Source organism: Mucilaginibacter sp. SJ (genome assembly GCF_028993635.1).
In the GTDB taxonomy this organism is placed as follows: Bacteria; Bacteroidota; Bacteroidia; order Sphingobacteriales; family Sphingobacteriaceae; genus Mucilaginibacter.
On sequence record NZ_CP118631.1, the window covers coordinates 195,174 to 210,364 of the forward strand.

Here is a 15,191-nt window from a genome sequence, read left to right on the forward strand (position 1 = left end):
GCATCCGAGGAGTATTTCGTATACACTACCAGTCCAACTGAGTTACCAGCGCAGAATCGGCAACTGATCGCAGTAGATCTCCGAAACAGATACTCCATTATTCAGGCCTCCTGGCCTAATCTGAAAACATTTATATATTTTTTGAAATTTGTCGGATATTAAGCTTAAAATTAAATAATTAAAATTTACAAGTCTTAACTACCTATCCCTTAAGATTTGCCGGTATATCTTTTTCCGAAAATTTGAAATGTTTAATAAGCAATTATGAAAAATATTAAAGTGTTCATCCTTGCAATCATAATGGTCTGTTTTTTTACCGGGGCTTCGGTTAATGCTCAAAGCAGCAAATTAATCACCACCGATGTTTGCGTATATGGCGGAACTTCCGCAGGGGTAATTGCTGCTTATACGGCAAAAAAGATGGGGAAAACGGTGATATTGATAGAGCCGGGAAAGCATTTAGGTGGCATGAGTTCAGGAGGCCTTGGCTATACAGATATTGGGAACAAATATGTGGTGACGGGTTTAGCACGGGATTTTTATCGCCGTATAGGTACGCATTATGGAAAATTTGAACAATGGATATTTGAGCCAAAGGTAGCAGAGGGCATTTTTAATGATTACGTAAAACGGGCAGGTTTTCCTGTTTTATTCGGGAGCAGGCTTATAAAAGTGAAAAAGGAAGGAAATCAGCTAAAGGAAATTACAGTAGAGAACAGCTATAAACCCTCGGCTGCTACCAATAAAACTATTCGAGCTAAGGTATTTATTGATTGTACTTATGAAGGGGACCTGATGGCCCGCTCAGGTGTTTCTTATACTGTAGGAAGAGAAGCTAACAGCCAGTATGATGAAACTATAAACGGAGTGGAGTTGCTGGATAAACACCAGTTTCCGGATAGCATTGACCCCTATAAAGTACCGGGCGATGCGAAAAGCGGTTTATTGTGGGGTATAAGTAAGGAAGTATTACAAACAAATGGAGCGGGAGATAAAAAAGTGCAGGCATACAATTTTCGTATCACGTTAACCAATGTGCCCGAAAACCGGATCTCAATTTCAAAACCCGAAAATTATGATCCTAAAAAGTATGAGTTACTGATCCGTTTAAAAGAGAAACAGCCTTGGAAATCAATTTTCGACGTCTTTATTATAAGTAAAATGCCTAATGGCAAAACGGATATCAATAATAACGGAGGTTTCTCTACGGATATGATCGGGATGGACTGGGAATATCCGGAGGCTGATTATAATACAAGGGCCCAAATATGGAAGGAGCATGAAGATTATACCAAAGGCTTCTTTTATTTTATCGGCAATGACACCCGCATACCCGGAAATATCAGGGACGAAATGAAACAATGGGGGTATCCCAAAGATGAATATACGGATAATGGGAACTGGACACCACAGCTTTATATCAGGGAAGCCCGACGAATGATTGGTGAACTGGTTATGACCCAGCATCATTGTCAGGGAAAAGAACAGGTAGAAGATGGAGTAGGAATGGCCGCATATGGTATGGATTCGCATAATTGCGAAAGGTTGGTAGTTAATGGCATAGTGAAAAATGAGGGGGATGTTCAGGTACATGGTTTTGCGCCATACGCTGTTTCATACAGGGCAATAGTCCCAAAGCAAAAGGAAGCCGCTAATTTATTTGTCCCGGTTTGCTTATCTGCAAGTCATATAGCTTACGGATCAATCAGGATGGAGCCGGTATTTATGGTATTAGGCCAATCTTCGGCTGTGGCGGCATGCCAGGCTATTGATAAAAAAATAGCAATACAGCAGGTTAATGTAAAAGAAGTACAAAGCTTGCTCAGGGCAGACCCTCTTGCAGACGGAAGTATGCCCGAAGTACTGGTTGACAATGAGGACAGTCACGTAACAGGCGATTGGAAAACTGAAAAATCAGGCGGCTATGGGCCAACCTATCTCACTGATAATTCAAAAGCAGAAACTGCAAAATCGGTAAGGTTTATTCCGGAAAAATTAAAAAAAGGTGCTTACCATGTTTATACCTATTTTCCTAAGGTTATGAATCCGGCAACAAAAACTTACATTACTATTTACGATGGTGATAAGGCCACAGAAAAGATAATCAACCAGTCTGATTTGCAGGTAGAAGGTCAAACTTCAGGTGAGTGGCTTCCACTGGGGCTATATAACTTTTCAGGAGAAAATAAGGCATATGTAGAAATTTCCAATAAAAACGCGGATGGCGTAATTGTGGCTGACGCAGTGCTTTTTGTACCTGTCAGGTAGTTTTATCATTCAGGCGCGACGCTTATATTATTAAAATGGCCTTGTTAAACATAAATTTATAGCGGTGAAGCCTTAAGTATCTGATAAAAAGCAACATACCAGTGCTGCTCTATACCCCAATATTTTAATTTTAATAACATATTTTATATTTTCATTGCTTGTGATGGCTTTGACAAATTTAAACTATGTTTAAATCGCCGTTGTAAACCAATTAAACAAGCATAATGCAAACAAAGCAAAGAGCTAATTACGGGGTGAAATCCCTCGTACAGCAAATTGTCGGATCTATCAGTAAGAATATTGACAAAGGCGTTTACCGGAAAAATGAAAAGCTGCTGTCAATAAATACATACAGCAAACAACACGGTGTAGCAAGGGACACCATTGAAAAGGCTTACACGATACTTAAGAGCAATGGCTATATCCGTTCGGTTTCCGGAAAGGGTTATTTTGTAGTAGGTAAGCCCGATGTGAGGATCAAGGTACTTTTGTTGTTTAATAAGTTAAGCTCTTATAAGAAAACCGTTTACGATACCATCGTACGCACTTTAGGCGATAAAGCCAGGGTTGATCTTTATATTCATCATTATAATCCCGCTTTGCTCGAGGAAAGTATAGATGCTAATTTGGGCAATTACCATTATTATGTGGTAATGCCGCATTTTTTTGATTATAGTAACGAGCAGGAATATTTAACTATTTTAAAGAAGATCCCGGTTGATCAGTTGATATTGCTGGATAAAGATTTGCCCAAATTAACCAGGCAGTCAGCTGTATTCCAGGATTTTCGCAACGATATCTACGGCGCATTAAATGTGGTCACCGATCTGATTGCCAAATACAAAAAATTAATTATCATATATCCCGCAGACCGCCACCATCCGCCCGAAATTAAGGATGGGATAATGCAGTTCTGTGAAGAGAAAAACAAAAAGTTTGAAGTAATAGACGCTTTTAAAACAGACGATCTCAAAAAAAGCACCCTTTATATTGCATTGACCGAAAATGACCTTGCCGATTTGATTAAAGGTGCCAGGGCAAGTGGGTATGAATTAGGAAAAGATATAGGGATCATATCTTTTAATGAAACCGTGTTTAAAGAATTATTGGATATTACCGTTATTACCAGTGATTTTGAAGAAATGGGCAGAAAAACAGCTGAGTTAATGTTGCAAAACAAAGCCGCGGTTATTAAAAATGCTTTTAAAATAATTATCAGGAAGTCGCTATAACGAAGCCCTGAGTGTAAGGTAAAAGGGCACCTCATAACGCCCGGTAGATCCATTTTTAATAATGTCCGCGGTCATTTTTCCCATTTCCTCAAAATCCGTTGATATCGTAGTTAAGCCATTCAGGATGATTTTTTTTAGCGGGGTTTCATTGTATGAAATCACGCCGACATCTTTACCTATTTTTAATTCCGTAGCCAGGATCCTTTCAATCAAAACCACAAGGTCGTTTTCCATCAGGTTGATGAATACATCTCCCTCATTAATAGGTTCTCCCTGTACATCATGAACTACTTTGTAAGTAAACGCATATTGAATGCAGAAGCTGAAAAAACCTTTCAATATTTCGCCCGGAAAATAAGTGTATTCAGGAAATATGATCTTTAGAGTATGATAATTTCTTAGTTGCGGCAGAGCTTCTTCCAGGGCCTGGAAAATGTCTTTTTCAAAATTCTCGTACACCGCGGCAAAATCACCTTTTATTCCCGGTACTAATTTATCAAGTATGATTAGTTTGTCCTTTGGCAGCATATTGATTATATCGTGAACGTTTTCGCCGCCGTGCATAAAGTGCGGAAGGATCACATAATGGGTGTAATCGTTACTGTTGTTTTGAAGCAGTTTTTTAAAAAATTCGAAGTCGTTATTGTATATATAGAAGTCGATAGCTGCTTCGTGTCCAAGACCATCAACTATAGCGTCATAAACCAGCTTTTTATGGGTGCTTAGCTTATTAAATATCAAAAACACTTTAAATTGCTGGCCTGCCTCGGTGTTTTTGATGTAATAACCTTTACCGGGTACCGAGCCAAGCAGACCGATTGATTTCAGGTGTTTATAAGCTTTTTCAGCAGTATCCCGTGATATTTCAAAATTGCAGTTTAACTCGTTAATGGATGGCAGCGTTTCGTTGATAATTAATTTCCCTTCACGTACACTTTTGATGATCGAGTTAGCTAACTGGATGTATTTAGGGGTGGATGAATAATAATCAATATAGATGTATTCTAAAAAACGTGAAGATTTCATAGTCATTATTAAAACAGGTTTCGCCCACCGGCAAAACTTAAAGGTAATTAAATTAGACTTGATCTTTTTCAGGAGCAGGCAAAGGAAGCCTAATAAGTTACCAAAGCAAATAAAGTGATGAATTTGTTACAATAAGATGGCCTTTAATCAGGATGGTGCAGGACGCTGTTGGTATAAACATGCTCTAACTTTATCTATTATAAACCTCGGCCCATATAAACCGGCTGGTAACCAGATAAATTATCCCATAATGATCAAGCTGCCATACAAGATCTTGCTGTGTTCTGTTTGCGTTTCGTTGCGGCTCATTTTACCCGGGCAGCTTTTTGCCCAGGTTGTGAAAACCAGTTTTAAGTTTGATTTTGGTAACGGAAAAGCTGCAGCCGGTTATCAGAAAGTAAGTCCCGATGATGTATTTAACGACATTAAAGGTTATGGCTTTGATTTCGGTTCTAAAGTAAGATCTGTAACGCGCGATGGCGGAAAGAAACTTACCGGCGGGTATGTGACCAGTGATCAACCTTTTTACTTCTCGGTAAATGTACCCGAGGGTAATTATAAGGTTACTTTAACGGTTGGCGATATCAAAGGCAGCGGTGATATTACGGTACGCGCCGAATCGCGGAGGTTGATGCTGGAAAAAGTAAAGACCAATAACGCAGTTAAAAAGCTAAGCTTCGTTGTAAATATTCGTAAGCCGGAAATCAGTACAGGTGGCAAAGTGGCGCTTAAGCCACGGGAGTTAGGCAAATATGATTGGGACGATAAGCTTAGCCTTGAATTTAACGGTACAAAACCCTGTGTTGATGCGCTGGAGATAGAAAAGGCAGACGATCAGGTAACTGTTTATCTGGCCGGAAATTCAACCGTAGTTGATCAGGATGATGAGCCATGGTGTTCCTGGGGCCAAATGATCACCCGGTTTTTCAAACCCGGTGTAGCCATTGCCGATCATGCAGAATCAGGGCTTAGTTTGGGTAGTTTTTTAAATGGTCATCGTTTGGATAAAATGCTGAGTGTAATTAAGCCGGGCGATTATCTGTTTATTGAATTCGGCCATAACGATCAAAAGGAAAAGGGGCCGGAGGATGGTGCTTATAAATCATATAACGAACGTTTTAAGCTATTTATCAATAAAACGCGCGAGAAAAAAGCCATTCCGGTAATCGTAACCTCTACCAGCCGCCGGGCTTTTAATGATAGTAGTAAAATAGTAAATACCCTTGGCGATTATCCCGATGCAGCCAGAAAAGTTGCTGCAGAACTGCATGTGCCTTTGATTGATCTTAATGCTATGTCCGCTAAATTTTATGAAGCATTGGGCAACGAAGGATCTAAAAAGGCATTTGTTTGGTATCCTGCAAACTCGTTTCCAAACCAACCAAATGATCTGGCCGACAACACACACTTTAACAGTTATGGTGCTTATGAACTTGCGAAATGCATTATAGAGGGTATCAGAAGCAATCATTTGAGCATTGAGCGGTATATTATTGACACGCCGCCTTTCGATCCATCACATCCTGATCCGGTAGAAAAGTTCAGTTTGCCGGCGAGTCCTAAAAACAGCACTATAAAACCTGATGGAAATTAATTGACGGTATGAACGCCGGAACATATAAATTTTAATAAAATGATAATGAGCAAAAAACTGGCTGTATTAACGCTTGTTGTTTTACAAGCTGGGATAGTCACCCTAAAAGCCCAGGAAGTAATAGAAACAGGAGGCGCCAAACCTATGCCCGCTCAATGGATCGATAGTGAAACAGGTCATAAAGTAATCCGCTTAGTCAATCGTGAAAATGACAATGGCAGTTTTTATTTCAACAATACTCCTTTTGTTCCCCAAATAAAAAATGAGGGGGATCTGATGGTATTTTATGGTAAAACGGATAAGGGAGAGCAACTATTTACCGTTAATTTAAAAACGCAGAAAATAGAACAGCTAACAAACAGGGCGAAAGTATCCGGAGAGATGGTTTGTGCCAAAACGCGTGAAGCCTTTTATCAAAGTGCCGACAGCATATTCGCTGTAAATGTTAACACTCATAAAACAAGATTTATCTACGCCTTTGCCCCCGATTTTAAAGGCAGGGTCGGTACTGTAAATGCCGACGGAACGTATATGGCCTGTGTTAAAGCTACCGGTGAGCGGGAACGTGAAATACTTGCGAAATATCCCGAAAAGCATGATTTTTTTAACCGGATCTATGACGCGCATATCCAGCATACCTTATACGTGCTTGATGTTAACCATAAAACATTGAAACAAATACACCGGGAAAACGAGTGGACAAACCACTTGCTTTTTTCGCCTACAGATCCTGACAACCTTTCCTATTGTCATGAAGGCCCCTGGGAAAAGGTAGACCGGATCTGGAACATCAATATAAAAACCGGCGAAAACAAGCTGTTGCACAAACGTACCATGGTAAATGAAATAGCCGGTCATGAGTTTTTTTCACCCTTGGGCAATACCGAGTGGTTTGATTTGCAGAAACCCAAAGGGCAAACATTTTTTCTGGCAGGCATTAACATGAAAACAGGAAAAGAAGATCATGTTTATCAAATGGACAGGAACGAATGGTCGATCCACTTTAATGTAACTAAAGACGAGCAAACATTTGCCGGCGATGGAGGTAATTCCGGGCAGGTAGCCAAAGCACCCAATGGCATGTGGATCTATTTATTTAAGCCCAATGGCGATCATTTTAAATCAGAAAAATTGGTAAACATGAAACATCATAATTACCACCTGGAGCCTAATGTGCATTTTTCGCCCGATGAAAAATGGATTATTTTCAGGGCCAACTTTGAAGGTCACGAAGGCGTTTACGCGGTAGAAATTGCCAAGCATCAATAATTTTAAACAGATGTCATTCATTAAAAATAATTTAAAAATAGCTATAGCATTCGTACTGCTAACGGGCGCCAAAACAGTATCTGCACAAGTTGGCTGGCCTGCAACTACCAAACAAACTAAGCCCTGGGCCCGTTGGTGGTGGGAAGGTAGTGCGGTAAATAAAAAAGATCTTACCTGGAACATGGAAAGCTACCATAAAGCCGGTTTGGGCGGATTAGAGATTACGCCTATTTACGGGGTAAAAGGGCACGAAAATGAGTTTATACAATACCTGTCGCCGCAATGGGTGGATATGTTAAAGTATACGCTAACGGAGGCAAAGCGGCTGAATATGGGCATTGACCTGGCCAATGCCACAGGTTGGCCTTTTGGCGGCCCCTGGGTTACTAATGAAGACGCCAGTAAAGAATTGTTCTGGAAAAATTACAATCTTAAAGGCGGCGAAAAGCTGAGCGAACCTGTGGTGTTTGTGCAGCAGCCCTTAGTGAGGGCCGATGGACAGGCTCCAAAGATCACCGATTTGGTTGAACCCGTCAGCAGCAATAAAAACCTGCAGTTGATGGCCCTTGACCAGGTACGGTTTGAGAAACGGATCCCTTTAACGGTTTTAATGGCCTATGATGGCAAGGGACAGGCATTGAACCTTACCAATAAAGTTGATGCGGCCGGCAAACTTAACTGGACAGCACCCGCGGGCGAATGGAAGTTGTATGCACTTTTTCAGGGTTGGCATGGTAAAATGGTTGAGCGTGCTGCTCCCGGAGGTGAAGGTTATGTTATCGATCATTTTTCCAAACCGGCGCTTGATCATTATCTTGCCCGGTTTGATCAGGCATTTAAAGGCCAGGATTTAAGCGGCATCAGGGCGTATTTCAATGATTCATACGAAGTGGATGATGCTCGCGGGCAATCGAACTTTACCCCGCTGTTTTTTGACGAATTTATTAAGCGCCGTGGTTATGATTTGCGCAATCATTTGCCGGCTTTATTTGGTAATGATAGTAAGGAAAATAACAGCCGCATCCTGTGCGACTATCGCCAAACTATATCCGACTTGTTGCTTGATGATTTTACCAAACCATGGCATGACTGGGCTAAAACTAAGGGGACATTAATCCGCAATCAATCACACGGTTCACCATCAAATATACTGGACCTATATGCTGCTATTGATATTCCCGAAACAGAGGGCGATGACGTGCTGCGGTTTAAATTTGCCACATCGGCAGCTCACGTAATGGGGAAGCCTCTTGCGTCGTCCGAGTCGGCAACATGGCTTAATGATCATTTTTTGTCGTCGCTGGGAGATGTTAAACAGGCTATCGATAAATATTTTGTAGGAGGCGTAAACCATATTTTTTATCATGGCATTAGTTACTCACCACAAAATGCCCAATGGCCGGGATGGTTATTTTACGCCGCGGTGCATTTTAATCAAACCAATCCGTTTTGGAATGATTTTTCGACCTTAAATCAATATATCACCAATTGCCAGTCGTTTTTGCAGCAAGGAAGGCCCGATAATGATGTATTGGTTTATTATCCGTTATTTGACAGTTTTTCTGAACCTGGCGATAAAGGTTTGCTTAAGCATTATGATGCCATGAAGCCCGATTTTAAAGGTACAGGCTTTGAATCATCTACCGAAGAAATGCTTAAAAAGGGCTACACGTTTGATTTTATATCGGATAAGCAAATAATGGATGTGCAAGCATCCGGCAGCCATTTGCTTACCGGCGGCCTTAATTATAAAACTATCCTTTTGCCCGATAATAAATATATCCCGCTCGAAACCTTTAATAAAATGGTGGATCTGGCAAAGGCCGGGGCAACAATAATAGTGTATAAAAATCTTCCATCGGGTGTTCCGGGATACGCCGGGTTACAGGAACGTGAAAAAGCATTTAAAAACCTGCTTGCCGGGCTAAATTTTACTGCTGAAAATACTGGGGTTAAAATTGCCAAAGTTGGCAGAGGCCGTTTTTTAATGGCAGATGATATTGCTCCGTTGCTGGATGCGGCAGGAATAAACAGGGAACAAATGACCGATAAAGGGCTACAATTTGTACGCCGTACTTATAAAAATGGTAACAGCTATTTTATAACAAATAGCGGCGGCAATCAGGTTGATGGCTGGGTTGATCTATCTGTTAATGCAGCATCAGTGGTGGTATTTGATCCCATGACAAAAAATTATGGATTGGCCAAAAGCCGCAGGCAGGCCGACGGTAAAACAAGCGTTTACCTGCAATTATCGCCTGGGCAAAGCTGTATTTTACAAACCCTGCCTGTAAAAACTCAAATAGCAGCCTATGCCTATTATCAGGCTGCAGGTAACAAGGTGCCTGTTAATGGTACATGGACACTCAACTTTACCGAAGGCGGCCCAACGTTGCCACAACCAATAAAAATCGCAGAGCTCAAATCATGGACAGATTTAGGTGGTGATGACCTTAAAGCTTTTTCCGGAACAGGCAGTTACACTATCACCTTTAAAAAGCCGGTACAAAATGCCGCTGCCTGGAAGCTTGACTTGGGAAAAGTTAACGAAAGTGCAGAGGTTTATCTAAACGGTAAAAAGCTGGCTACACTGATCGGACCACAGTATGTGGTTACTATTCCTTCAGCACAGTTAAGGACGGTTAATCAGTTGCAAATAAGGGTAGCTAACCTCATGGTTAACCGGATTATTGATATGGATAAGAAGCATATCCCTTACCGTATATTTTATAACACCAATTTTCAGTCACATAGCCCGGGTTCTAAGGGGCCTGACGGGCTTTTTACCGCTATAAACTGGGAACCGAAGCCTTCCGGGCTAATTGGGCCAGTAACACTTGAGCCGGTTAAGCCATTGTTTATTAAATAATTATTTAAGGGTTTTATTTCAAAAAGGTGGTCGTATCGGCCACCTTTTTTGTGTTTTAATACATTGGAGCAGGATGCTACAGGATGGTGTTATTGAAATTAACTTATAAGTTCGTTTATACAATTATAACCAAAGCTGTACCAAACAGTAAACCCCTTAACTTGATTTTATGAAAAGAATTTTTATTCATTCTTGTAAAATGCTATTGCTATTACTGCTCTTTAATGTGGCAGGGGCAAACAGTGCATTGGCACAAAAGCTTAGCATTACGGGTACTATTACAGATAGTAAGCACCAACCGGTTTCGGCTGCTTCCGTGCAAATAAAAGGCACAAAATCAGGTACTACGTCCGATCTCGACGGAAAGTACGCCATCAAGGCCTCGGCAGGACAGGTGTTAATATTTAAATCAATCGGTTTTGATGCTAAAGAAGTTACCGTAGGTACAAACAACACTATCAACGTTAGTTTAACCGAAGCCGAATCGCAATTAAACGAAGTGGTAGTTATCGGTTACGGCGCTCAAAAACGGGCAAACGTTACCGGCTCTCAGGCAACCTTCAAGGCCGATAATTTAAACGAGCGGGCCATAACACGTGTTGATCAGGCGCTTGTTGGGCAAATGGCAGGTGTTACTGTTAAACAAACAACAGGTGTGCCGGGCAAAGCATTTAGCGTTAACGTGCGCGGCAGTGGCTCTATCAGTGCCGGCAACGAGCCATTGTATGTAATAGATGGCTTTCCTTTGTCCGTCTCAGCTATAGGCAGCGGTGGTAGTTTTAGCACTGGAAACCCGCTTGATAATATCAACCCTAATGATATCGAAGATATCCAGGTTTTAAAGGATGCGGCGGCGGCGGCTATATATGGCTCAAGGGCGTCAAATGGTGTTGTATTGATCACCACTAAAAAAGGAAAATCGGGCAAGGCTAAAATTACCTATAGCGCTTACTATGGTTACAATGCTGCCGCTAAATATTTACCCATGCTCAACGGCGACCAATGGATTGACAGGGCTACCGAAATGATCAACGCGGCCTATGTGCTCAAATTTGGTGCACAAGGTGCTACCGCAAGTGATGATAATGCAAAACGCCAGGCGCTGAATGGCGGTGCTTTCAGCGCAGCCTATATGCTCGACCCAAGATGGGCTATGCCGGGCCACCCGGGATTACAATATGTAGACTGGCAGAAAGCCATTGAGCAAAAGGGGGCTATGCAAAACCAGGCTTTAAGTGCAAGCGGCGGCAATGAGTTTGTAAATTATTTTATATCAGGAAACTATGCTAATCAGGATGGTTTTGTGAAAGGCTTGGGTTATAAAGCTTATTCGGCCAGGGCTAATGTGGAAGCGCGCGTTGCGAAGAATCTGAAATTGGGTTTAAACATAGCGCCTACCTATTCTATTTCGCAGGATCCCGGTGTTGAAGGAAAAGACAATATCTTCCATCAGGCTATAAGTTATAGTCCTATTCAGGAGGATACGGTAGGTTTATATCCCAATGCATTTAAAAACGGACAATATACCTGGGGCAATTCGGCAAACAGCCCTATAGCCAAATTGGAGAATAAAGTAGGACAAACAAAAAAATACCGCACACTGGGAAGCATATATGCCGAATATGAAATTATAAAAGGCTTAACATTAAGAAGCTCACTGAACCTTGATAATGTTGACAATGCTTCTAACAGCTATACACCGTATACCATCGCGGGTAATCTTGCCGCCAGAACATTTGATGCTGCTAAAAATCCTAATTTAACAGCGAATACTTCAGGATCATACAGCACCTTTAAAAGACAAACCTTCGTTAATGAAAACACGCTGACTTACAATACTACTATTCACGCAAATCACAGTTTGAGTATATTGTTAGGCCAGTCTTACAATACCGATCGTTTGGATCAGTCTTCATTATCATCAGTTGGCGGTTACACCAGCAGCGTTATCCAAACTTTAAATGCTGCCGCGGCGGTAACAGGCAGTACCTCCAGCACCAAAAGTGTGTTGGTATCATACTTTAGCCGCGCGCAATATGCATATAAGAACAAGTACCTGTTATCCGCAAGCTTGCGTGAAGACGGGTCGTCAAGGTTTGGCGGCAATACCAAATACGGTATTTTCCCCTCGGCATCCGTGGGCTGGCGCATCATCCAGGAAGATTTCATGAAAAAACTGCCCGTGATAAGCGATTTGAAGTTGCGCTTTAGCTATGGTGTAAATGGCAATAACAGCATTGCCGATTACGGAAGTATTTCGCAAATAGGTTCATACGGATACGTTTTAGGTTCGCCACAGGCATTAGCTATTGGTCAAGCCCCAAGCAATCTGCCAAACCCCGATATCAAGTGGGAAAAATCACAAACTTTTGATGTCGGCCTCGACTTCGGGTTTTTCAGCAACCGTTTAACTGGTTCATTTGATTACTATAATAAATTAAATACCGACTTATTGCTGAATGTACCTATCCTGCAATCTACCGGTTTTAGCAGCCAGCTGCGCAATGCCGGTTCGGTGCGCAACGTTGGCCAGGAGCTGGAGTTAACCAGCCGCAATTTGGTGGGCAAGGTTCAATGGAGCACATCAATCAATATCAGTCATTACAAAAATAAAATCGTAAGCCTTTACGGTAACCAGCAGCAAATTATTATTCCAAACTCCTTTGATGTTTCAGACGCTATTTTGCGCGTAGGCCAGCCAATAAACAGTATCTATGTAGTAAGGCAAATCGGTTTCCTTACACAGGCAGATATTGATAACCATGTGGCAACCTACGGCACCGGTGAAACCGTTGGTGACCCGAAATACCAGGACCTGAACGGCGATGGTGTGATAACTGAAGCAGATAAGCAGATTGTTGGTCATCCCAACCCCAATTACACCTGGGGTATTTCCAATACTGTACGCTGGAAAGGCTTCGACCTTACTGTTTTAGTGCAGGGCCAGAATGGCGGGTCAGTTTATTCCCTGCTTGGCAGAGCTATAACCCGTACAGGCCAGGGTTTTACTGATAATGCTCCGGCATTTTATGAAAACCGGTGGAGGTCGCCCGAAAACCAGGGCGCCGGCCGCGTTAGTAAAGCTTACTCTACATTCGGCTTCGTTGCTAATACCGATTGGTTGTACTCTTCAGATTATGTGAGGGTTAGAAATATCACCCTGGGTTACGATCTTAAAAATGTATTTAAAACCAGGGTTTTAGGAGCAGCACGCCTGTATATTACGGCCGAAAATTTTTTCGGGCATGATAAATATTATGGAGGTTTCAATCCCGAGGCACAAAATACAGCTATAAGCTCTGACAGTAATTACCCCGAAGCGGGAGATTACGGAGGCTTACCGCTGGCTAAATCATTGATCTTCGGGCTAAATGTTACTTTTTAATTATTTTCAACCTATTAAAATGAAAAAGATATTTTTTCTATCAACCATATCAGCTGTTATTTTAATGGCTTCCTGTAATAAGGATTTAAACCAGGTGCCAATATCCAGCTCAACAACAGCAACTTTTTACAGGTCGCCAAGTGATTTTTTGCAGGCTACAAACGCCATTTATGCCGATCTGCACAATTACCCGGTACGCTTAGCCAATATGTCTGAAATACGTTCGGATAATATTTATGGTGTTTCGGTTACCGTACGTGATTGGGACCCGGTAAATGATTTCTCGCCATCATTAGCAGCCAATGCTTATGTTACTGAAGCCTGGGGTACCGATTTTAACGGTATTTTCAGAGCTAATACCCTGCTTGACCAGGTTGCTAAAAATGGCAGCTATATAGGTTCGGCATCATTAGCTACAAGGCTACAGGCCGAAGCTAAGTTTCTGCGGGCATTTTATTACTTCGACCTGGTTAGGTATTACGGGAAACTTCCTGTTATTGATCACCCTGTTACTGCGCCTGAGGCAAATTCAATAGGCCGCAGTTCGGTAGCCGATGTTTACAAGCTGATCATAGCCGATCTGCAATCGGCCATAGCTAACTTACCCACAACGTATACCGGGGTAGATGTAGGCCGTGCTACCAAGTATGCGGCAGAAGCCGTGCTGGCACAGGTGTATATGGCTAAATCGGCGCCCAATTATGGCATTGAAGGGCCGGGAACCGGATCAAACGAATGGAATCTGGCTTTGCCATTATTGCAGGATATTATCAGCAGCGGCAAGTTTGCTTTTGAACCTACTTACAGCAATATATTTTCATATGCCAACCAAAGTCCTGCCGTTAACAAAGAAGCTATCTTTGATGTGATGTATACCAGTGGTATCAGCGGTACAAGTGATCTTTACGGAGCCTCATACCCGTGGACGCTTGCACCAAGCGCTTATTTTTTATCTATTAAGGATACCAAATCAAACGGAAGCCTGGAGATTATCCCGGTATCAAATGACCTGGCAAACAGCTATGACGCTGTTGATGTGCGGAAGGCATTTACGATATATACCGCCGGTTACACCAACGCGGGTAGTACAGAAAACCGTCCGTTCTTTAAAAAATGGCTGGATATAACAAAAATTCCAACGGCCAGCCGCTTTGACTGGGGCATTAACTTCATCGCCATCAGGTATACCGATGTTTTAATGCTTAAGGCCGAGTGTATCTTGAATGGCGCAACCGGCGGATCGCAGGCTGATGTTGACGCTATTGTTAACCAGGTACGTGCAAGGGCTGGGTTGCCGTCGCTAACAGGTGTAACGCTGGCGCAACTGTTTGATGAACGCCGCCGGGAATTTGCCGATGAAGGTTCACGCTGGTTCGATCTGCAAAGAAGCGGCAACCTGTTAACTATTATGAATAGCTGGATAGCCAAGGAGGATGCCCAGAAAGCCATCAAACCGGTTATAGCTAATTACGTTATTTACCCGGTACCGCAAACACAACTTGATGCTGCACCGGGCTTATATTCGCAAAATCCCGGATATTGATTTCG

General features: G+C 42.1%; 8 protein-coding genes. 7 read left to right on the forward strand and 1 reads right to left on the reverse strand.

What is annotated here, in order from left to right; translation table 11 throughout:
• Positions 1 to 264 precede the first annotated feature (264 nt).
• Positions 265 to 2,268, forward strand: a complete 2,004-nt coding sequence (locus tag MusilaSJ_RS00785; protein ID WP_274988175.1) for an FAD-dependent oxidoreductase — start codon at positions 265 to 267, stop codon at positions 2,266 to 2,268.
• Positions 2,269 to 2,492: 224 nt separating this feature from the next.
• Positions 2,493 to 3,500 carry a GntR family transcriptional regulator gene (locus MusilaSJ_RS00790; protein WP_274988176.1) on the forward strand — a complete coding sequence of 336 codons (1,008 nt, stop codon included), beginning with the start codon at positions 2,493 to 2,495 and terminating at the stop codon, positions 3,498 to 3,500.
• Here the strand turns inward: MusilaSJ_RS00790 and MusilaSJ_RS00795 are convergent.
• Positions 3,495 to 4,526 (reverse strand): GntR family transcriptional regulator, encoded by a 1,032-nt coding sequence (locus tag MusilaSJ_RS00795; RefSeq protein ID WP_274988177.1) that lies wholly within the window; start codon positions 4,524 to 4,526, stop codon positions 3,495 to 3,497. The genes MusilaSJ_RS00790 and MusilaSJ_RS00795 overlap by 6 nt on opposite strands.
• 250 nt (positions 4,527 to 4,776) lie before the next feature.
• On the opposite strand from MusilaSJ_RS00795, the gene MusilaSJ_RS00800 reads away from it, so the two are divergent.
• The 5 genes from MusilaSJ_RS00800 to MusilaSJ_RS00820 all read left to right on the forward strand — a co-directional run bounded on the left by MusilaSJ_RS00800 (position 4,777) and on the right by MusilaSJ_RS00820 (position 15,186).
• On the forward strand, positions 4,777 to 6,120 hold the full coding sequence (locus MusilaSJ_RS00800; protein WP_274988178.1) for a rhamnogalacturonan acetylesterase: 1,344 nt from the start codon (positions 4,777 to 4,779) through the stop codon (positions 6,118 to 6,120).
• 45 nt (positions 6,121 to 6,165) lie between these two features.
• Positions 6,166 to 7,389, forward strand: coding sequence for an oligogalacturonate lyase family protein (locus MusilaSJ_RS00805; RefSeq protein WP_274988179.1), 1,224 nt, complete (start codon positions 6,166 to 6,168; stop codon positions 7,387 to 7,389).
• Positions 7,390 to 7,399: 10 nt separating this feature from the next.
• Entirely contained in the window at positions 7,400 to 10,258 is a 2,859-nt protein-coding gene (locus tag MusilaSJ_RS00810; protein WP_274988180.1) for a glycosyl hydrolase, read from the forward strand.
• A gap of 169 nt (positions 10,259 to 10,427) precedes the next feature.
• The gene (locus MusilaSJ_RS00815) at positions 10,428 to 13,643 is read left to right on the forward strand and encodes a SusC/RagA family TonB-linked outer membrane protein (RefSeq protein WP_274988181.1); all 3,216 of its coding nucleotides are present in this window, start codon (positions 10,428 to 10,430) and stop codon (positions 13,641 to 13,643) included.
• 19 nt (positions 13,644 to 13,662) lie between these two features.
• Positions 13,663 to 15,186: a RagB/SusD family nutrient uptake outer membrane protein gene (locus MusilaSJ_RS00820; protein WP_274988182.1), complete on the forward strand. Its 1,524-nt coding sequence runs from the start codon at positions 13,663 to 13,665 to the stop codon at positions 15,184 to 15,186.
• Positions 15,187 to 15,191 lie beyond the last annotated feature (5 nt).